Origin of the sequence: Thermobaculum terrenum ATCC BAA-798 (assembly GCF_000025005.1) — a bacterium.
GTDB lineage: Bacteria > Chloroflexota > Chloroflexia > Thermobaculales > Thermobaculaceae > Thermobaculum > Thermobaculum terrenum.
Window position 1 is genome coordinate 1,082,501 of record NC_013525.1, and the last position, 20,047, is coordinate 1,102,547.

Below are 20,047 nucleotides of genomic sequence, written 5' to 3' on the forward strand. Positions count from 1 at the left end.
GTACAACTTATTCTGTAGGTGTATTGTGCCAGATATTCGGTATAATCTTCTGAGCTCAATTGCTTAACCTAGCTATTGGAGAGATTTCTCTTGATAGACAGATATACCCTCCCGGACATGGGTGCTATCTGGTCCGAGGAGAATAAGTTTAATCAGTGGCTTAGAGTTGAGCTTGCAGTATGCGAGGCGTGGGCGGAAGAAGGCGTTATACCGCAGTCGGACCTAGAAAAACTCAAACATGCATCTGTAGATCCTCTAAGAGTCAAAGAGATCGAGAAAGAAACTGATCATGACGTTATTGCTTTCGTTAGGGCTGTAGGCGAAACGGTTGGCCCTGAGCGTCGGTGGATTCATCTCGGGCTGACAAGCTCTGATGTTGTTGACACAGCCTTATCCCTGCTCCTGGTTGAGTCGGGTAAGCTCATACTTCGGACCTTGTCGGAACTAGAACAAGTAGTTACCGATCTTGCTGTCAAATATAAGGATACCCCAATGATAGGGCGCACTCATGGTGTGCACGCCGAGCCAATCACCTTCGGATACAAGATGTTGGTATGGTTAGATGAGCTGAGGCGTGTGCGGGCTCGCATGACCTCTGCCGTAGAAAGTGTAAGGATAGGTAAGCTGTCAGGTGCGGTAGGCACGCATGCTAATATACCGCCTTCAGTCGAGGAACGTGCCTTAAGTAAACTCGGGCTTAAGGTGGCACCAGTAGCTACTCAGGTTATAGGTAGAGACATACATGCTGATTTCTTGCAATCTATAGCTCTGATTGGGGGAGTGCTTGAAAGGCATTCAACTGAGATAAGGCACCTGCAACGTACTGAAGTTAGGGAGGCTGAACAGCCTTTTGGTGAAAAGCAACAAGGCTCCTCAGCTATGCCTCATAAACGCAATCCGGAAAAGATGGAGAGAATCAGCGGGTTAGCTAGAGTCCTTCGTGGCTATGCGCTCACTGCTCTGGAAAATATAGCTCTCTGGCACGAAAGAGACATAAGCCATTCTTCTACGGAAAGGATAATATTCCCGGGTGCTTGTACCCTGGTTCACTACATGCTTGTCCTCATGAGGGATAACCTTGAAGGGCTCAGGGTTTATCCAGAGCGAATGTTGTATAACCTCCATATGACCGGAGGTTTGGTTTTCTCTCAGAGGGTATTGCTAGCTTTGGTTGAAGCTGGTATGGATAGGCAAGAGGCTTATAAGTTGATCCAGAAATACGCCATGCAGAGCTGGGAAACAGGGCAGAACTTTGCCGATCTTCTCCGTCAAGATGAGCGTGTTATGAATCTCCTAGGCGAGTCGGGATTAAGAGAAGCGTTCAGCTTGGAGCCGCATCTTAAGTACATTTACACAGGATTTGAACGTCTGGGGGTGAAACTTTGAGCAAGGCAGTAACAGAGACTAATCTACCTGGAATAAATCTTATACATAGGGGCAAGGTTCGAGACACATATGATCTAGGCGACTCTCTTCTAATGGTAGCTACAGATAGGATTAGTGCTTTCGATTGGGTTCTACCTACTCCGATACCTGATAAGGGGAAGGTTCTTTCCCAGATATCTGTGTTCTGGTTTGAAAAGTTGGCGGATATTGTTCCCAATCATTTCATTACTGATGACATAAATAACTATTCTCATCTTTTGCCATATAGTGATGTCCTTAGAGGACGATCGATGATCGTCAAAAAGGCCAATAGAATTGATTATGAATGTGTGGTTAGAGGTTATATCACAGGTAGTGGGTGGGCAGAATACAAGAAACAGGGGACAGTAGCTGGCAAGCCTATGCCTGAAGGATTAAGGGATGGAGATAAGCTGCCAGAGCCCATTTTCACACCTGCTCGCAAAAACGAAGAGGGACATGATGAGAACATAACCTATGAAATTCTTGAGTCTGAGGTTGGTTCTGATTTGGCTTCTCAGCTTAGGGATATAAGCATACAGCTCTATCAGGATGGGAGGGACTACGCAGAGACTCGTGGAGTTATCATCGCTGATACCAAGTTTGAGTTCGGTTTTGTTGATGGACAGCTTACTCTTATAGATGAGCTACTAACTCCTGATAGCTCTCGATTCTGGCTGGAGTCCGAATACAGGCCTGGCGAATCATTGCCGAGCCTTGACAAGCAGTACGTCAGAGACTGGCTAACTCAATCTGGATGGGACAAGAATTCTCAGCCACCAGAGTTACCTGATGAAGTGGTAGAGGCGACTAGGCAACGCTATCTAGAGGCTTACAGGATGCTTACGGGGAAGGAGCTTGAGCTTTGAGCCGTTGGCATGGCAAGGTAACTGTGACTCTTAAGCCCTCCGTAAACGACCCTCAGGGACTTGCTGTGTACGAGGGGCTGAAAACACTGGGTTTTGAAGAGGTAACCAGCGTACGCGTGGGTAAACATATTGATGTGATTCTAGACAGCCCTACAGAAGAAGATGCCAGGAGGCGACTGGCGGAGATGTGCGAGAGCCTCCTGGCTAATACTATCATTGAGACCTATAAGATCGAAGTCTCCAAAGGAGAATGATGTGCGCATTGGCATAATAACCTTTCCAGGCTCCAATGGCGATTGGGATTGTTACTATGCACTTAGAGAGATACCGGGATTTGAGCCTGTAATGATATGGCATAAAGAGCATGACCTTCATGGTGTGAGTGCCCTTATACTTCCCGGAGGATTTGCCCATGGTGATTACCTCCGCGCCGGAGCCATAGCTAGGTTCTCGCCGATAATGCACGAGGTAACTCGGTTTGCAAGCGAAGGAAGGCCTGTTATCGGTATATGTAATGGGTTTCAAATACTGACTGAGGCACATCTACTCCCTGGAGCACTGATAAGAAACAAGAATCTTCTCTTTAGATGCTCTCTAGTTCACGTACGTGTAAAGAGCAATAGATCTCCTTGGCTCTCCTCCTTACGGGAAGGAGAGGTTTTACGCCTGGCGATAGCCCATGGCCAGGGCAATTACTTTGCAGATCAAGACACTTTGAACTATCTGTTGGAAAACGACATGATAGCTCTGCAATACTGCGGCCCTAACGGTGAGGTAACACCCGAGTTTAACCACAATGGATCGGTTATGAATATTGCGGGCATCACCAACGAGGCTGGCAATGTGCTGGGACTTATGCCGCATCCTGAGAGGTCCGCAGATCGATTGCTTGGGTCTGCAGATGGAAGACGTATCTTCATGTCGCTTGCGGTGGCCTTGAAAGAGGTGCTCGTATGAATGCGGCAGAATTGCGTGAGGTTGCTCTTACCGAGGAAGAGTATCGCACTGCAGTCAAGTTGCTAGGGCGGGAGCCCAATCGCTTAGAACTTGGGATAATCGGTGCGATGTGGAGCGAGCACTGCGGATACAAGAACAGCCGTCCATTACTTAGGTACTTCCCCACAGAAGGCGAGAAAGTCGTACAGGGTCCTGGTGAAAATGCTGGAGCCGTAGCTATAGATGATAACTTGGCCGTAGTGTTCAAGGTGGAGTCTCACAACCATCCGAGCGCAATCGAACCTTACCAGGGTGCGGCTACGGGTGTAGGTGGCATAGTAAGAGATATATTCACCATGGGAGCCAGACCCATAGCTTTGTTGAACTCTCTGCGCTTTGGACCTCTTAGTGAACCAGAGAACCGAAGATTACTTGCAGGAGTGGTTAAAGGGATCGGAGATTACGGCAATAGCATAGGTATCCCCACAGTTGGAGGAGAGGTTTGGTTCCATCCTTCTTATAATGGGAACCCTCTAGTTAATGCCATGTGCATTGGTGTGGCAGACATAAATAAGATAGTCCGTGCCCAAGCTGGTAGCCCAGGAAACCTATTGTTGTTAGTAGGTGCTGATACAGGTAGGGATGGTATCCACGGTGCCACTTTTGCCTCGGTGGATGACCCACATGCTAGTCACAAAGGGGTAATTCAGGTAGGCAATCCCTTTATGGAGAAGCTTCTCATGGAAGCTTGTCTGGAGTTGCTAGACTCTCCATACGTGGTGGGTATGCAAGATCTTGGTGCTGCCGGCTTGACGAGCAGTTCTGTAGAGTGTGCTGGTCGTGCTGGTAGTGGTGTGGAGATAGACGTTTCTAAGGTCTCTCGTAGGGAGTCTGGTATGACCCCTTACGAGGTTATGTTGTCCGAAAGCCAGGAAAGGATGCTTATAGTAGTCCGTCCTGAAGGTCTGGAAGAAGTTAAACAGGTTTTCGAAAAATGGGATCTTCATTCTGATGTGGTTGGTCTAGTCACGTCTGATGGTATGCTCCGAGTGCGTGATGGAGATGAAATAGTAGGTGAGCTACCTATCAGGCTACTAACAGAAGATGTTCCTAAGTATGTGAGAGAAGCCACTCCATCTCCTGAGGTCATAAACAAAGCCTCAATCGATGTGGACTCTAAGTTTTCTGGTCAGGTGAACTTTGATCCCGAATCAGATCTAATACGGTTGCTTTCTTCCCCCAATATAGCCAGCAAGCACTGGATTTGGGAGCAATACGATCATACCATTGGCACTAGTACTGTGAGGGGCCCTGGATCGGCAGATGCTGCCGTTATGCGTGTTCGGCCTCATGGTCAAGGTGTGGCTATAACAATGGATTGTAACCCCAGGTACTGTTATCTGGATCCTTACTGTGGGGGTATGGCAGCTGTAATTGAGGCAGCCCGTAACCTTGCTTGTGTCGGGGCAGTACCAATAGGTATGACGAACTGCTTGAATTTCGGTAATCCTGAGAAGCCAGAAATCTATTGGCAATTGCGAGAGTGTATACTCGGTATGAGTGATGCTTGTAGGCGCTTGCAAATACCCGTAGTAAGCGGAAACGTTAGCTTATATAACGAGAGCAACGATAAAGCTATATATCCAACCCCAGTAGTAGGTTTAGTGGGGCTTATAGAATCAGCTTCGGGCTCTGTTTCGGCGGGTGCAAAGAGTGGGGATGCCATTTACCTTCTACATACATCTCAGCAAGTTACTTTAGGTGCTAGCGAATGGCTGGCAGTGGTTGCTAATGAGGAGTCAGGTCATCCGCCAGTTTGCGATCTTGATAAGGAAATATCGCTCCACAGGCTACTTGTAGAGTCCATTCAAGATGGAGTTATTAGTGCTGCACATGACGTATCAGATGGTGGACTGTTGGTAGCATTGGCAGAGATGGCCATCATAGGTGGTGCAGGTATTGATGCTAGCAATTGGAAGCCTCAGATTAACCCCTTGTATCTATTTGGCGAGGGGCATGGCAGGGCTCTTGTCTCGGTTCCTACTAATAAGGAAGAAGAGCTAACCGAGTTGTGCGGTCAATATGGTGTGCAATTCGAGCGGATTGGCGTAGTAGGTGGTGATGCCTTGATTATTGGTGATGTCATCAAGCTTCCTGTAGGCGAACTCATCGATTTGTACGACCAGGCTATTCCAAGCATGCTTGGGTGGGATAGTAAGGGGCATTAATTCTGCCTCATGTTACGTAGCCTGTCTGGAGACAGAAATTTGTATCCACTACCCCTAATGGTTGCTATGTATTTGGGATCATTAGGATCGTCTCCTAGTTTTTTCCTAATCCTCCCAATGTAAACATCTATCTGGTTGCTGGATGTATCAGCAACGTATCCGGCAGCGTACATAGCTAGGTCATCTCTTGACACAACTCTATTAGGACTGGACATTAACCTTTGTAGTATGCGCATCTCCATTGGAGTCAGGGTAACCTTCTCCCCGGAGGGCAGCTTAGCTGTCAAGTCTGGTATGTTAAGCTCGATGCCGTTTTCCACTATTAGCATATCCATGGTCGCCGCCAATTGACGGTTGGCTCGCCTGAGAACAGACTTAACTCTGGCTACCAGCTCTGCAGGCTCGAATGGCTTTACCACGTAATCATCAGCCCCAGATTCAAGCCCAGTAAGCTTATCCTGCATTTCAGCACGAGCGGTGAGCATGATTACAGGCATCTCGGGATATTGCTTCTTTATGTGTTTGAGCAGGGTGAATCCATCCATCCTGGGTAGTTGAACGTCCAGAAGTATAAGGTCAGGCGTCCTTTGTTCTAGTGCTCTCAATGCCTGACTCGGATCGGCAGCAATTTCAACCTCGTGACCTTCATTTTCCAACAGGAAATCTATCAGTTTTCCTGTTAGAGGATCATCATCGACAGCTAATATTAGTGCCTTGCGTGGTTGCATTTTGTATCCCTCGCACTCTTGTACAGGCTTTATAGGCATCCACGCATACAGTATAAGACATTATTAGTTATATTTATCATCTGTTACTATTAGTTGTTAGTCTTAGTGAGGAATAAAGGCAAGAAGGGCAGGAGGTTCGAACATGACCTCTTGCCCATTAGATGTCATGTGGAGTTATTTCTACTTACCGATGTTACCCAGTGCATTCAAGATGGTTGGGATAGCAGGTCCAAGAAGTACTACGAATACAGCCGGGAATATGAATAGCACCATAGGTATGATTATCTTGATCACTGCCTTGTGTCCCAACTCCTCAGCCCTTTGCCTTCTTCGAAGTCGCATCTGTTCTGATTGTATAGACAAGGTTCTACCTATACTAGCTCCTATCTCATCTGCCTGGACGATGGAGCTTACGAGTAACTTCATCTCGTCAAGCTGTACTCTTTCGGCCATGGATCTAAGGGCATCCCTACGGCTCTTGCCAAGCTTCATCTCGCTGAGAACCAATGCAAATTCCCTAGCTATATCGTTGTCCCATTTCTGAACGATCTCCAACATAGCAGCATCGAAGCCCAGTCCAGCCTCCACACTTATGGTGAGAAGGTCGAGGGCGTCCGGCATCTGAAGTAAAATCCTTCGCCTGCGTTGTGTGATTTCCCGAGAGAGCCAGAATAGGGGCAAATATACTCCCGCAGCTAGTAGTACCAGCCCCAATATTAGGTTGTGAGTTAGTAACAGTCCTAGTACTAAGCCAGTTAGTCCCAGCAAAACCTGTATTGTAATGAAATGTGCTAGGCGAATACCATGGGGATAGGCGGCAGCTATCAGTTTGTCTACAATGAACCTTTGCCACTTACCAGGAATCCATCTAACTACCGTTACCGAGACTAAAGGCACCAGTGGTTTGATCAGGTCTACTATGGAAGTCTTCTTTTTCGTGACTGAGACTTCTGGGGGTGTATCTTGATGTTCTTCATGCAGCAATTTCTTAAGTCTTCTCTGTATAGGACTTGGCCTTTGAGCTAAAACCAACCCATAGACTAGAAATAGGACGCCACTTGCAGCAATTATCCCTAGTGTGGGTAAGCTCACTGGTGGAGGTGGTACCTCACCTGCTGGCTTGCCTGGGTTTATCACTGGCAGATTGCCTACCCTGATTGGTTGTGTGCTGCTAGCTTCACTTGTCCTGCTAGCATAGCTGTAAGAGAAGCTATATATCGGAGAAGAAGGTGAGGATTTAAGATAGATATCTACTTTTACCTTCTCGCCTTCCTTTGATATGGTTGAGGATGTGTATGATAGCCTATATTCCTGATGAAGTTTCTGAGATATATCGGCAAATACTCTTCTGAGTTGGGCGTTAGTTGGAGCTGAGAAGTATTCCCCCCCAGTCTCATTTGCTATTTTCTGTAATCCTTGTGTATCTACCTTTTTGCCGAATCCGACCGTGAACACAGATGCCCCTACTTCCTGGGCCTTGGCTACGGCTTCCTCTAAAGTAGTGTTTCTTGAAGTATTGAAGCCATCGGTCATCAACACGATTGCCTTAGTGTTCTGCCCCTTAGCTACCTCCTGAGCTGCCAGTGATAGTCCTTGATATAGGGCAGTGCCCACACTTCGGCTGAGTTTCTGAATAGATTCTTGTACTCTTGCATGATCCTGGGCCAAAGGCTCGATGACCCTTGCCGTCTTATCAAAGGTTATCAAGCCTACCTTGTCCTCTGGCGATAGTCCATTGATTAAGCCGTAAGCTGCATCTTGGGCAGCTGTGAATGCGTCGTCATTCATACTTGCACTTGTGTCTAGAGCCAGTACTACATCTATAGGATCAGGGTTCTGGTAGAAGGGATAGACAGCTATATCGGATTGTTCTTTCCCGTTCTCTTTTACGATAAAGTCATCTGCACTTAGGTCGGTTACTGGTAGACCCTTGGAGTTGTTCGCAGAGAGCGTCATGACGATTTTGGGTTGTGATGTAGTTGAGACCTCTCTGATGCTTACTCTAACTGTATTTCCAGAATTTGCAGCTAGAGCCTCAGTGAAGTATGAGTAAAAAGTAAGGATCACTAAGATCAGGCTAATTGTTGCAGGTATACGTGCTTTCATAATCATCAGACCTTTATAGCTATTATCCGCCTCATCATGTAATAGCCCATCATAATGCCAGCTAGGGCAACTGCCAGCATTATTCTTCCCATGTTCGTAGTAAACAATGGCATTATGTAGCTCCTGTTCAGAAGGAATATGACTGCGGTCAACAGAAATGGTATTGCTGTGACTATATAGGCAGAAATCCTACCTTGCGCGGTTAGGACTTTTATCTCTCCCTTGATCCTCAGCCTTTCCCTGATCGTAGTTGAGATCGACTTCAGAACGTGAGCCAAACTACCGCCTACTCTATATTGAATATTTATTGCTGTTATCATCATGTCCAAATCTTCACTGGGGCACCTTTCCAGCATTCTTCTGAGAGCTTCCTCCTGGCTAAGTCCCAACTCCTGATCACGCACTACCTTTATGAGCTCATCAGATATAGGGTTAGACATCTCTCTGGCCGCCAGCATCATTGCTTGTGCAAGGCTAGAGCCCGCCTCTAGAGCTCCAGCCAAGACATCTATAGCGCCTGGAAGTTGCCTCTCCAGGGCGCTTAATCTTCTCTTTCGGCGCAGAGCCAGGTAAGCTCTGGGCAGTTGGTAGCCAGCTATCAACCCGAAAATCGCTGCTATGGTCCTAAACAGGGGATAGTTACCTGGAATAAGCAGCATTACTAGGAAGGAGCATAGCAGCGCACCAGCCAGACGGACCAATATGAACTTATCGGCTGCTATGCCCAGCCCCGCTGTTAGTAACTCTCTTCGGAATTTGGGGGTGATTATGAGATCCTTTAGTTTCTCTCTAATTCTCCAGCTGAGTAGCGCTTTTTGCGGTAAGATCTCGGGTGAAGTGTCTTGAGACGAACTAGTAGCTTCAAGATGCCTGCCTATTAGCTGATGTAATCTCTCCTGCCATCTCCTATGCTTTATGTATAGAGTTAATCCTAGGAAAATCAAGAAAATTCCTAGGGCTACAGTTACGCCGGCTAAGTTTTCTGGCTGAGTGAAGATAATATCCAGGTTGGCCACTTCTTGCTCCCTTTTACGATGCCTGGAATATGGATGGTGGTACGTGAATATTGTGAGCTGCGAGTTTCTCAAGGCACTTTGGCCTGGTGCCCTTTGCGACTAGCTCTCCAACAACTTGCCTACCAACCATACCATACTGTCTAAACTCGAATATATCCTGCAGGACTATGGTATCCCCCTCCATGCCTTGCACCTCGCTGATCTTGACTACCTTGCGGGAACCATCTTGTAGTCTTTCCTGGTGCACTATGATATCGATGGCCGAAGCTATTTGCTCACGGATGGCTCTAAGCGGCAGATCCATGCCTGACATCAACACCATGGTTTCCAATCGCGCAAGTGTATCCCTAGGAGAGTTGGAGTGTAGCGTCGTTAGAGAACCATCATGCCCTGTGTTCATCGCTTGGAGCATGTCCAAGGCCTCACCGCTTCTTACCTCACCAACTATGATTCGGTCGGGACGCATACGAAGTGAGTTGACCACTAGGTCTCTGATCGTAATCTCTCCCTTGCCCTCAGCATTTGGAGGTCTCTTCTCCAATCTGACAACATGTCTCTGTCTTAGCTGTAGCTCTGCTGCGTCCTCTATGGTTATTATTCTTTCGTTATCGGGAATAAATGACGAAAGCACGTTCAATAAGGTTGTCTTTCCTGAGCCTGTGCCACCAGAGACTACCATGTTTAGCCTGCCTTTAACACAGGCTTTGAGAAACTCAACCACGGGCGGTGTAAGGGTGCCAAATTGAAGCAGATCGTTTACGGTAAGGGGATCAGCTGAGAACTTTCTAATGGTTAATACTGGTCCCACTAGCGATAGGGGAGGTATGATTGCGTTCACGCGGGACCCGTCTGGTAGTCTTGCATCTACCATAGGGGAGTTTTCATCACATCTTCTACCGAGAGGGGCTATTATACGCTCTATGATCCTACGTACATGCTCTTCGTTATCGAATTTGACATTGGTTTCTTCAAGTCGGCCATTCCTCTCGACCCAGACATGATCTGGGCCGTTTACCATGATCTCTGTAATAGTCTCGTCCTGTAGTAAAGGCTCTAAAGGCCCGAAGGCGAGTATCTCGGCCGATATAGCTTCAAAGAGTCTTACCCTATCAGGCCTTGGGAGTTGAATATTCTCCTCAGCTAGTATCTCGTTGAACATGCCTTCTAGAGTGCGCCGAATTGTGGTTATGTTTTCGGCATCGATATTGCCTCCGAGATCCACCTCCTCAAGTAATCTTCTTTGCACGAGAGACTTGATCTGATGCCAATTGACTCTCTGGGACGCACTCTCTGTAATAGGCGGTGTTACGATGGTCTGAATAGGAGAGCTGTCGCTTGTGCTCGTGGTCTTTCCGTCGGGGGGTGTGTACCCGTTGTTATTGGGTTCTTGATTGTTATTTCTGTTGAGTCGATCTGATATCGAAAAGGGCATACTCTAGCCTCCTATACGATCTAGGTGTTTTGCGCAACTGCTGGATTGGGTTTTTCCTGCTTTCTGCCAATGCGTATCCAGCTAATTATCTTGGCTGTTCTCTTACGTCTGGACTCGAGTTCGCCCTCACTAAGCTTTGTAGACAGCGTAATAAAGGCTTTAGCCATGGAAGACTTTCCCTTCTCCATGGTCACCGGCACACCTGTATTAGTTGCTGATATCATCTTCTTGCCACCCGATGGGATAGTAGCCCCTATCTCGTACTTTATATGCTTCTTGATATCATCCAGGTTGACTGCACCTTTACTTCCAGCCCTGTTGATAAGTAGGAATATCTTCTCCTGCGGATATCCTAGACGTGAGGTTAGCTGAAGGAAGCGGGCAGTATTACGCAGTGCCGCTACTTCAGGAGTACTGACCACGACTATTTGATCGCAGGTGTCAAGCGCTGCCATCGAGACTGCATCTAAGATGTGTGGAGTATCTATGAGTACATAATCTGCTGCCTTGCGTAGGACACCGATTATCCTAAGAAACTGTTCTTCTGTTATCAGCTCAGATCTCTCGATCTGAGCTGGAGCTAGAAGTACTTTCACTCCACTGCTATGTGTTGCCATAATCTCTGATAGAAGGTCCTCGTCTAGTTCCTTCATGTGAGGTGTTAGATCAGCTATGTTCGTTGGGTGATCCAGATCGAGTAAGACACCAACATCCGCTGACTGAAGGGCTGCATCCACAATTACGACTCTCTTCTTGGTGAGCTGTGCAAGCGAGATAGCTGTATTCACTACCATTGTGGTGGTGCCTGAACCACCTTTTGCGCTATGAAAGGTTAGAACTCTAGCTAACCTGGGCTGGTCTCCCGTGGCTTGAGCTACGATCTGGGTTCTTCTGCGTCTCTCTCTCGCTACTAGCCTTCTGATAGAACCTACTAACTCATTACGGTCATCGAGGCTGTAGAGGCATAATTGCGCTCCAGCTAATATGCACTCTCTGGCCAGATCCGGTTCTTCGCTACTGAACAATACTATGATTGGGATCTCTGGGACTGAGGAATCGAGGGACTCAACTATAGATGACACTCCTGGAGTATCACCTGCCAGCAGGACTATATCAGGTTTGTGTTTCTTGGCGGCCCTTACTCCTTCGCCAAAACTGGTGTGTGAGTTAATAATCTCTATACCTGGTTCAGAGGCCAACATTTGCTTTATAGCCTCTGCATAAATTACAGAGTCATCCAAAACTAAGCATTTGAGTGACATCAAAGAAGTTTGCTCTGGCATCTCTTTATACCTCTAATCCTCGCTTTTTACTTCACAGGCTCTGGCTTGCGGAACTTATACTTCACGATCACGGAATCCTCGGTCTCACCATCCGTCTCATGCTGCTTATGGTCATCGGAAGATCCGCGTAGTGCTAGATCTATCACTGCTTTATCGCTATCCTTGGCAAGCTTGAGTGTCACTGCCTGTTGGGGATCAACTAACAGCACTACGGCCGGAGATTTGGCATTACCTCCGTCGCTACCTGCACCAGTACCAAGCACATCTAGTACTTCAAGGTCTTGCAGCGTGGTTTGAGTTGTAGCTCTTTCCTCATCGGATGTCTGTCCATCTGGCCCTATAGATGTCATCTTGACGAAGAAGGTGACCAATACATCTACCCTGTCCCCGGGCTGAATCTGCCCGTTTCCGCTGAGCAGATCGGATGCAGGTAGTGCGAACGCTACTTTACCCTTAGGTATGCTTAGGGCAAGTTTGCCTACCTGCTTAGTATCTGATAATAGAGGGCGAGTTATTATCTGCCCCTTGACGATATTCGTAGCACTATAGCGGTTCACAGCATCATTTATGCTACTTACAGCCTCGCTCGGAGCAAAGTCGGCTGGAAATGGCTTTGTTTCCAGCATCGATGCTGTTATAGGGCTTCCCTGAGCTATATCCTGAGCTGCTACTACTACTTGTACCTGTTTTATTACAGGCTTGGCTTCTCTAGCTGCCCTAGTGACGTTGATTACTGTAAGTCCGGCAAAGGCTGCCAGAGCTAGCCCAACTATCATCAGTAAAATTCCAATTCTCTTACGCATAGGTACCTCCTAATTACAGGATAGCCCTGCAGCTTAAATAATCCCTGACTAGCTAGTTGCTCCTTCCTAACTTTTCTTTCAGATTAGGCTAGCTATTAGTCTATGAGTCTGACGGTATTCTGAAATGGTGACGGGTTGCCAGACTGTGGAGGCGCATTCACCGATATGGAAGGGAAGTAGCCCTTTATCTCCGAGCTGCTAGTAAAGCTCTGGACCGGATAGCTTGATGCATTGGGCTGGTAGGGATCGTAGAACCTGTATATCCTCCAATCCCTGAGACTTACTCTATTTACATCTCCTCCCGACCCGGTCAGAGTGACAAATTTACCCCTTTGAGTTGAGCTCTTCGAGCTTTGGAATGTCTCTGCCTTATCCCAGAGATATACTGCTACTAGTGCGTAGTTGCCTCCACACGAGTCCTTACCTACTACATGGTTGTGCACATATTCCTTCATGGCATCTGATATGTTGTTCCCAAGATTGCCGGTAATAACCTCTACCTTGTCTCCATAGTTGGAATAGGTGGAGGTGCGGTTTATCTGCCAGCTTGAGAGTTTTCCACTGTAGCTTGGAATAGTAGGCTCGTTGTCAGCGTCTGAAGGTGGGGCTATATAGCTTCCAGCGGTTAGCTTGATACTCAACCCGTTTCTGAACCACTGCACTAATGAATCATGCACGTCGCTACCGTTCAGGTTAGCTGGAGGTCCCTCGGTATCTCCATACGGATCGTCGTTATCGCTGAGGAACTCAGTAATCATCTGCACGTGATTTGGGATAGTACCGGCGACTTTATTTGAGGGGTCATAATTCAACTCCTGTACATATGCCGAGTATTTGCCAACATAGAACAGCCCTTTGAAGTCTCCCACGGTTGATCCCGAGTCGTTTGGTGACCAAAACACTACAGGTGGGGGGCAAGCACCGTTTGTGGGAAACTCAGTTAGAGCATTTCCAGTGTACTTGCGAACCATGGGCCATACCCCGGTTGGTGGGTACTTGGGCTTAGAAACTGGGAATATCTGTGCTGCCGCTGTAGCTCCGACCGACATCTTATTTCTTCCTAGGACAGTGGCAAGGAATGTAGAGTAGGTGCGCTTGATGTTCACCCTTACTATAGCTGTACCGCTAGGTACCTGGCCGTTTGATGTCGGGCTTCGGGCTAGGAGGCTCTTATTGACATTAAGGTACTCAATGCAAAATGGTCCGCTTGAACAACCTCCTGCCGCTCCATAAGATGATCCTGGAGGAGTTATTCCGCTGTTGGCATCTATGTATCTCCTTACCGTATCCCTTATATTTTGATCGTTTACCAGAAATGTCCAACTGCCGTCACTGGTACCTTGCAGGTTGTCGGCAAGCTGGTTAGTAGCTGCGAGCGCTGCTGCATCCACAGCGTTTTGCATGAACCTTCTCTGTGAATAAGCCATGCCCAGGTCTATTCCCATAGCGATGAAACCTATTAGTACTACCGATAGTAGCGCGAACAGTACGAGGGATTGCCCGCTTCTTGGGACAAATAACTTTCCAGTTCTAGCTCTTATACTCATTGGTCTTCTCACACTTTTCATTGTTCCAGTGACATCTCCGAACTTGCCCTAAGGTTTATTTGGCCCCCTGGGATCAGGTTGGATACCAAAGGGGTTATAGGCCTGAAGTTGTAGCTTATGCTCACCTTGATGCTGCCGTTGGGGGATGTACCGGAGCGTGTGATCGTTACATTTGAGTTCGAGAGTGGCACCCCGGTAGATTTTTGTAGCACCGTGTTGATGATCTCGGCATCTGAATGTGATTTGACTATCCCGTAGCGTGCACCTTCCCTAGCTGCGTTGGCTATAGCGTTGTAGTACCAAATGGCTCTGCCGAAATCCACGGTAAGCATTATGAGCAGAAGCATAATAGGGATAGTCAGAGCGAATTCGACTATCGCTTGTCCTGGCAGGTGTTTATTGTTCCTTATAATGCTTCTGCTCATATGCTCCTGCCTAAGGGTTTAGTGTGATCTGTGCTGCTGGCATCCTGCTGGTGGCTCTCAGGTTTATGTTCTGACCTAATAGCTGTTGCACCAAGGGCGTTATTAGCTTGAAGTTATACTGCACTGTAACGCTCACATATCTGTCACCCGTGCTGGGATCTACGGTAGGTCCTGAGGGTGTGACCGTTATATATGGTCCTAAGGCGCCAGCCTCTCTTACCGCTATCGATATAGCCTGCCCACTTTGATCCGTGTGGAGCGAATAGTACCTAGCGCCCTCGCGAGCGGCATTGGTAATGGTTTCCTGAAAGTAGAAAGCCCTACCTAGATCCAGCAAACCCAGGGTGATGAGCAGCAACACTGGTAAAATCAGAGCAAACTCTACTATAGACTGCCCCTCTAACGCCTTACATTTCCTTGGTGCCTGTCTATACTCGTACATACTCAAGTTAAGATTGTCCTGTATGTTTTTATGGGAAAGCGTTTACTGCTCTGTAGTAGTAGGTCAATAGGGTTTGCCCAAATAGATCAAGAGCTGCAAATACCACTAGCGCTACCACTAGAATAATGACAGCGTACTCCACAAGTCCTTGGCCCTCCACTGCCAGGAGCAGTTTCCCGGGTAGTTGGTTGATCCTACGAGATAGGTTTTGTAGATTCATCCTAAAATTCTCCTGGCTCGTTATTGTGGAGATTATGGCTAAGGGCCAGCTGTAAGTACAGCTGGCCCTTAGCTTAGGGGGCTGAACCTGAGATTAGCTACCCGATCCTGATAGAGTCTGTGTGATCCTCTGGAATACGTTGCTTATTTGGCCACCGAGCAATCCCAGTGCAACAATCGCTGCGATGCTTACCAGTACGATGATAAGTGCGTACTCTACCATGCCCTGGCCTTCCCTGGGATTCATGGCTGACTCGAGGGCAAGGTTCACCTCGGTCATCAACCTTACATACAACTCGTTTAGCTTCTGCATTTCCGTCTCCTTTTGTTTTATATTTGGGGTGTTCCCGCTTGATATCTTCAGTATATTGATGCCTTCTGAACAATGCATGAATGCGACTAGCAGATTACATAACAGTTCTGTTAGATTAGATACGATCCTTGCACCGCCATATGGCATCTTGTCGAGCATATATAACGGCAGTTTCATCTTTGTAGACCAACCTCCAACCTTTGATTCGTTCAAAGGCTGGTGATGAGTGAGCGGGGAATATTGCGTAGCGTGCAGGAGATTGTTGTACTATCTGTTCCCAACCATGTGACTGGTTGACAACTTTCAGATAATTCTGGAAAAGCTGTTTGCTGTATAACACCTCGGCTCTGCCATCAAATGACACCGGATAGGAGGCATTTGTTTCCCAGATTATGAAGCCGCCCCAGTTATAATCGTTCCACACAGGTGCAGGGCTACCACAAGCAGTTAGCTCTTGTACAGCCATTCTTGGGAAAGTGAAGCTACTGCTATCTGTAGCGCTTGGCGTTCTAAGTAGCGATAGTACAAGAATGCTGGCCAGGAGAATAGCTGTTGACAACACACTTACCTTTCTAATGATTATTGGGTTGGCGAATAGCCCATGTGTGAAGAGAGCTTTAAGCTTTCTTTTTTCAGTAAGCGAGAGCAGTATTGAGTAAACTAGCAAGGGTATCAAAAAGGATGTATAACGAGCTGTCTGGATAGTGGGAAGTATGAGTCCTAAGGCTCCGATGGCCCTGGGTTCCCACCTAAGTATGCCCAGAGAGCATGCCGCTAACAGCAATATAGCTGTAGGAAGGAGCGATAACTTAAGTGGTTGGAGAGAAGTCCAGTCTAGGTTGTACTGTTGGGTATAAGCTCCAGTCCACTGCATTGCAGGCCAGCGCCAGAGAATATTCCATTGGGGATTAAGGAGAAATAGTAATATCCCCGTCAGGATTGATGCGCAAGCTAGTAATCCGGATTTTATCTGTTTCGATGTAAGCCACACTAAGGCGGAAACGGTCATTATTGCAAAGCCAACCTGAAATGTAGCATGGGCATTTGCCCACAATCCCAAGATAAGGCCGCTGATAACTGCCTTATTAGGTGTAAATGGTAGGTCTAGCATCAACACCAGCAAGCTGAACAACATGAATCCTATTACATGAGGTCTGGCTCCTGTGTACGGAAATATTGCCAGTATTGAAAGCAACAACATAGAAGCTTCTAATAGTGGGTGCAGGGTGAATCTGCTAATAAGCAGGGCTAAGGGTAGCAGGGTAAGGACCATTCCAAGTCCTGAGAAGATCTGCAAGCCCCTGTATCCCATCAGACTCCAGATTAGATACAGAAGTTTGTCTACTTGGGCATAGTGTGCTATTACTCTCTGGCCGTCAGCAGACCAAGAGAAGTGATCAATGTAAGGGCTTATTCCTTGCTCTAAGGCAGCTCTTCCAGTAGCTAAATGCCAATAAATATCGTAGTCCTGCCACGAGAGATAACTGGAGTAGAAAGCCATTATCAGCAGGATAGCCGCGACAGGTGAGAAAAAATATCTACCTGCTCCTTTGTTATCTCCAGACATTACAAATCTTTCCCTAATCTCTAGGACTTTGCTGTAGCAAGCTTAAGTATGCTTCTGAGAATGACTTTAGAGCTAGCGGTTATTGTGAGAAAGAGATGAAAGATCACTTAGAAATCATGACACTTTAGTCATTTTGGGCGATTACTTATTGTAAAGAACTGTTATCCCCTGTTAGACTCAAGCTTAGGAGTTGGATCATACATGTTGAACACAAAGGGTACTTCTATCACAGCTTTCTCTCTTCACGAGCTAATGGACGATCTCCATCGTAGGTCGTTGCAAGGTAACCTAACCGCCTCTGAGTGTTACCCAACTGGTATTCGTGCTCTGGATAGGAGAATTGCAGGTGGGCTTAGGAGGGGTAACCTCTTCCTGCTAGGTGGAGGAGAAGGTGCTGGTAAGACCACTTTTGCTCTTCAGATAGCACGCAATATGGCTATCGAAGGGGTAGATGTGATCTATATATGTTATGAGCATTCCGAAGAGGAGCTGATGCTTAGGCTGATATCTATGGAAAGCACACGTAAATTACCCAATGGCGATGTGGTGGGATTAAGGTTGTCAGATCTATATGATGAGCTTCGATCGGCCAATAGGTCTCCATCTGGTGCATTAGCAAAGCTTGAGGGCGATCAATATGGTCGTTTGGCTCTCGAGAAGATGGAGGGTTATGCCTCCAGGTTCAGGATTGCAAAGGCTTCTTCTGCCAGTACTGACCTCGATGTTATTTCAAGGTTAGTAGATGAGCATATATCTAATGGAAGCAAGAGGCTATTTCTGGTGATCGATTACCTTCAAAAGATCTATAGCAACGAGCGTGCTCTGAGCGAAGAGGATAGAACTGGAAAGGTAGTTGAGGGGCTTAAGGACCTTGCACTGAGTCGTGAGGTCCCGATCCTAGCTATCGTCGCGGCTGATAAAGAGGGTATCCGTGCGCGGAGGCTCAGGTCTTACCACCTCAGAGGGTCATCAGCTCTATTGTACGAAGCCGACTTGATCGTAGTAATGAACGAAAAGAGTCGAATTGTCTCCAGGCAGGCAGTTGATCTTACGGCTTACAAGGCGATACAGATGTCAGGCTGGGTGGTATTTAGTATAGAGAAGAACAGGTTGGGAAGAGATCTGATAGATTTTCAGCTCAAGAAGATGTTCAACTTCTCCATGTTCGATCCCTCGGGTGATGCTGTACCGGAGCCGTTAGTTGATGACACGGTTCATATAGAGTAGATTCACCTTTCTGTCATGTGCCAACATTGCCTTGTTAATCTACCTTTCAGATAAAGGCAGTATGCTAAATGCATGACTCTGTTGCTATCTTACAGTGATACTATTACTTGGGCAGCCATCATGCTACTTTTGGCTGGTATAGCTGCTCTTGTCCTAACACTTGGTAAGGCAAAGATAATCTCCTCTCCTGCTCCTATAGTTTTTATTTCCAGCCTTATGATAGTGGTTGCCTCGGGAGCTATATTTCTAATTACCCTCAAGGATGGCCTGGAGCGTGGAAGGCTACAGGACTTTCTAATGCTGGCCTTGATCCTCCTTTGTATGGTGCTGCTTTCAGGAGTTGTGCTTCTCAAATTTAGTGTGCAGCAGGATCTGAAATTAAGGAGTGCTATTCAGTGCTGGAATGCGATGTTTAACAGTTCCACAGATGGCATGGTGCTCTTAGATAGCAACCTGCGCGTCAAGATGATGAATGAAGCTGCTAGAAGGATATTGATGTTAGATGACAGAGCTGAGGGGAGATCAATAGGTGATCTCCTCAGGCTGTCTGATCGTGGGTTAGAAGCTGATCTGGAACAGATTGCTGCCCGTAACTCTGAAAGTTCGCTAATGGTCACTTTAGATGGAAAGGATGGGCAAGAGCATCGTGCTGCGCTTTCGGTATATAGGATAAATGACTTGCTAGGTTCGGGGGATATGCTCTTGATCCTGAGGGATATTACCAATCTGGAGAGGTTTGAACGTAAAAGAGCCCTGCTTCAAGCTAGGGAAGAGATGTTGAGGATAGCCGACCATGAGATACGTACTCCAGTGTCCGTAATTAGGGGATGTGCGGAGTTGATCAAGAAGGATCGAGAATTTATCCCACTAAAGGTTATGCATCATGTAGATCTCATGACTTCACAGGCCGAACGCATAGTTGATTTACTTCATCGTATTGCTCACGGCAGCACTGGTACATCTCTCAGCTTGCATCAACATGATACCGATTTGGTACAGCTAGTAAGAGAGGTTGTACACAGGTTTGAAGTTACACATTCTTCCCAAAGGGTAGTGTTTTATTCCCAAGTGGAAAAATTCGAGGTCTTTGCTGATCACACTTTACTAGAACAGGCAATAGCTAACGTCATCAATAATGGTCTCAAATATTCTCCTGAGGAGACGCAGGTAGTTGTACATCTCGAAACGATAGAAGCCGATGGGCTGCTTATAAAAATATCTGACCAAGGTAAGGGTATACTACCCCGAGAAAAAGGACTGATATTTGAACCTTTCTCTCGGGGTAGCAACGTTGGGGATGTATCTGGTGCAGGTCTAGGTCTCTACTTTGCCCGTATGATAGTGGAATCTCATGGCGGTAAGATTTGGGTTGAAGACAACGTACCAAAGGGCTCTATATTCTGTATAACTTTCCCTAGGCACTTATTACTAGAGACAACGGGTAATACTAACTACTCTACTAATAAGAGAAGGAGTTTGGCTAGTTTAACTAGCTAGAATTG

At 46.9% G+C, this 20,047-nt stretch carries 19 protein-coding genes; 7 read left to right on the plus strand and 12 right to left on the minus strand.

Annotated features, from left to right (window positions below; genetic code table 11):
* Positions 1–90: 90 nt before the first annotated feature.
* Genes purB through purL form a run of 5 tightly spaced genes read left to right on the plus strand, consistent with a single transcriptional unit; the run spans position 91 to position 5,437 of the window.
* Positions 91–1,386 (plus strand): adenylosuccinate lyase, encoded by a 1,296-nt coding sequence (gene purB / locus TTER_RS05115; protein WP_012874962.1) that lies wholly within the window; start codon positions 91–93, stop codon positions 1,384–1,386.
* Positions 1,383–2,273, plus strand: coding sequence for a phosphoribosylaminoimidazolesuccinocarboxamide synthase (locus TTER_RS05120; RefSeq protein WP_012874963.1), 891 nt, complete (start codon positions 1,383–1,385; stop codon positions 2,271–2,273). Before purB ends, TTER_RS05120 begins: the two co-directional genes overlap by 4 nt.
* Positions 2,270–2,527 carry a phosphoribosylformylglycinamidine synthase subunit PurS gene (purS, locus tag TTER_RS05125; protein WP_012874964.1) on the plus strand — a complete coding sequence of 86 codons (258 nt, stop codon included), beginning with the start codon at positions 2,270–2,272 and terminating at the stop codon, positions 2,525–2,527. The genes TTER_RS05120 and purS overlap by 4 nt, the downstream gene beginning before the upstream one ends.
* 1 nt (position 2,528) lies before the next feature.
* The gene (gene purQ / locus TTER_RS05130) at positions 2,529–3,230 is read left to right on the plus strand and encodes a phosphoribosylformylglycinamidine synthase subunit PurQ (protein WP_012874965.1); all 702 of its coding nucleotides are present in this window, start codon (positions 2,529–2,531) and stop codon (positions 3,228–3,230) included.
* Positions 3,227–5,437, plus strand: a complete 2,211-nt coding sequence (purL, locus tag TTER_RS05135; RefSeq protein ID WP_012874966.1) for a phosphoribosylformylglycinamidine synthase subunit PurL — start codon at positions 3,227–3,229, stop codon at positions 5,435–5,437. Before purQ ends, purL begins: the two co-directional genes overlap by 4 nt.
* Here purL and TTER_RS05140 read toward each other — a convergent pair.
* The 12 genes from TTER_RS05140 to TTER_RS05195 all read right to left on the minus strand — a co-directional run bounded on the left by TTER_RS05140 (position 5,434) and on the right by TTER_RS05195 (position 17,318).
* Positions 5,434–6,165 (minus strand): response regulator transcription factor, encoded by a 732-nt coding sequence (locus TTER_RS05140; RefSeq protein WP_012874967.1) that lies wholly within the window; start codon positions 6,163–6,165, stop codon positions 5,434–5,436. The two genes, purL and TTER_RS05140, sit on opposite strands and share 4 nt — an antisense overlap.
* Before the next feature lie 180 nt (positions 6,166–6,345).
* Entirely contained in the window at positions 6,346–8,271 is a 1,926-nt protein-coding gene (locus TTER_RS14640) for a VWA domain-containing protein (protein ID WP_169302624.1), read from the minus strand.
* Positions 8,272–8,276: 5 nt separating this feature from the next.
* Positions 8,277–9,287: a type II secretion system F family protein gene (locus tag TTER_RS14645; protein WP_012874969.1), complete on the minus strand. Its 1,011-nt coding sequence runs from the start codon at positions 9,285–9,287 to the stop codon at positions 8,277–8,279.
* 13 nt (positions 9,288–9,300) lie between these two features.
* Positions 9,301–10,719 (minus strand): TadA family conjugal transfer-associated ATPase, encoded by a 1,419-nt coding sequence (locus TTER_RS05155; RefSeq protein ID WP_012874970.1) that lies wholly within the window; start codon positions 10,717–10,719, stop codon positions 9,301–9,303.
* Between the two features lie 20 nt (positions 10,720–10,739).
* Positions 10,740–12,002: a CpaE/TadZ family protein gene (locus TTER_RS05160; protein WP_012874971.1), complete on the minus strand. Its 1,263-nt coding sequence runs from the start codon at positions 12,000–12,002 to the stop codon at positions 10,740–10,742.
* 26 nt (positions 12,003–12,028) lie between these two features.
* Positions 12,029–12,805, minus strand: a complete 777-nt coding sequence (gene cpaB, locus TTER_RS05165) for a Flp pilus assembly protein CpaB (RefSeq protein ID WP_012874972.1) — start codon at positions 12,803–12,805, stop codon at positions 12,029–12,031.
* Between the two features lie 95 nt (positions 12,806–12,900).
* On the minus strand, positions 12,901–14,352 hold the full coding sequence (locus TTER_RS05170; protein WP_148211891.1) for a TadE/TadG family type IV pilus assembly protein: 1,452 nt from the start codon (positions 14,350–14,352) through the stop codon (positions 12,901–12,903).
* 17 nt (positions 14,353–14,369) lie between these two features.
* A complete protein-coding gene (locus TTER_RS14650) occupies positions 14,370–14,777 on the minus strand; it encodes a TadE family protein (RefSeq protein ID WP_012874974.1) in 408 nt (135 codons plus the stop codon).
* A gap of 10 nt (positions 14,778–14,787) precedes the next feature.
* Positions 14,788–15,219 (minus strand): TadE family protein, encoded by a 432-nt coding sequence (locus TTER_RS05180; protein ID WP_049822959.1) that lies wholly within the window; start codon positions 15,217–15,219, stop codon positions 14,788–14,790.
* Positions 15,220–15,247: 28 nt separating this feature from the next.
* Positions 15,248–15,439: a hypothetical protein gene (locus tag TTER_RS05185; RefSeq protein WP_012874976.1), complete on the minus strand. Its 192-nt coding sequence runs from the start codon at positions 15,437–15,439 to the stop codon at positions 15,248–15,250.
* 93 nt (positions 15,440–15,532) lie between these two features.
* Positions 15,533–15,751, minus strand: a complete 219-nt coding sequence (locus tag TTER_RS05190; protein WP_041424366.1) for a Flp family type IVb pilin — start codon at positions 15,749–15,751, stop codon at positions 15,533–15,535.
* A 115-nt stretch (positions 15,752–15,866) separates the two neighbouring features.
* Positions 15,867–17,318 carry a hypothetical protein gene (locus TTER_RS05195; protein ID WP_012874978.1) on the minus strand — a complete coding sequence of 484 codons (1,452 nt, stop codon included), beginning with the start codon at positions 17,316–17,318 and terminating at the stop codon, positions 15,867–15,869.
* A gap of 201 nt (positions 17,319–17,519) precedes the next feature.
* On the opposite strand from TTER_RS05195, the gene TTER_RS05200 reads away from it, so the two are divergent.
* Positions 17,520–18,545, plus strand: a complete 1,026-nt coding sequence (locus TTER_RS05200; protein WP_012874979.1) for a DnaB-like helicase C-terminal domain-containing protein — start codon at positions 17,520–17,522, stop codon at positions 18,543–18,545.
* Between the two features lie 72 nt (positions 18,546–18,617).
* Positions 18,618–20,042, plus strand: a complete 1,425-nt coding sequence (locus tag TTER_RS05205; protein WP_012874980.1) for a sensor histidine kinase — start codon at positions 18,618–18,620, stop codon at positions 20,040–20,042.
* Positions 20,043–20,047: the final 5 nt, after the last annotated feature.

Excerpts from the sequence above, each read along its gene's own strand:
- purL (WP_012874966.1), top strand. The coding sequence starts at position 3,227 with ATGAATGCGGCAGAATTGCGTGAGGTTGCTCTTACCGAGGAAGAGTAT.
- TTER_RS05140 (WP_012874967.1), bottom strand. The coding sequence starts at position 6,165 with ATGCAACCACGCAAGGCACTAATATTAGCTGTCGATGATGATCCTCTA.
- TTER_RS14640 (WP_169302624.1), bottom strand. The coding sequence starts at position 8,271 with ATGAAAGCACGTATACCTGCAACAATTAGCCTGATCTTAGTGATCCTT.
- TTER_RS05155 (WP_012874970.1), bottom strand. The coding sequence starts at position 10,719 with ATGCCCTTTTCGATATCAGATCGACTCAACAGAAATAACAATCAAGAA.
- TTER_RS05160 (WP_012874971.1), bottom strand. The coding sequence starts at position 12,002 with ATGCCAGAGCAAACTTCTTTGATGTCACTCAAATGCTTAGTTTTGGAT.
- cpaB (WP_012874972.1), bottom strand. The coding sequence starts at position 12,805 with ATGCGTAAGAGAATTGGAATTTTACTGATGATAGTTGGGCTAGCTCTG.
- TTER_RS05170 (WP_148211891.1), bottom strand. The coding sequence starts at position 14,352 with ATGAGTATAAGAGCTAGAACTGGAAAGTTATTTGTCCCAAGAAGCGGG.
- TTER_RS14650 (WP_012874974.1), bottom strand. The coding sequence starts at position 14,777 with ATGAGCAGAAGCATTATAAGGAACAATAAACACCTGCCAGGACAAGCG.
- TTER_RS05180 (WP_049822959.1), bottom strand. The coding sequence starts at position 15,219 with ATGTACGAGTATAGACAGGCACCAAGGAAATGTAAGGCGTTAGAGGGG.
- TTER_RS05185 (WP_012874976.1), bottom strand. The coding sequence starts at position 15,439 with ATGAATCTACAAAACCTATCTCGTAGGATCAACCAACTACCCGGGAAA.
- TTER_RS05190 (WP_041424366.1), bottom strand. The coding sequence starts at position 15,751 with ATGCAGAAGCTAAACGAGTTGTATGTAAGGTTGATGACCGAGGTGAAC.
- TTER_RS05195 (WP_012874978.1), bottom strand. The coding sequence starts at position 17,318 with ATGTCTGGAGATAACAAAGGAGCAGGTAGATATTTTTTCTCACCTGTC.
- TTER_RS05200 (WP_012874979.1), top strand. The coding sequence starts at position 17,520 with ATGTTGAACACAAAGGGTACTTCTATCACAGCTTTCTCTCTTCACGAG.
- TTER_RS05205 (WP_012874980.1), top strand. The coding sequence starts at position 18,618 with ATGACTCTGTTGCTATCTTACAGTGATACTATTACTTGGGCAGCCATC.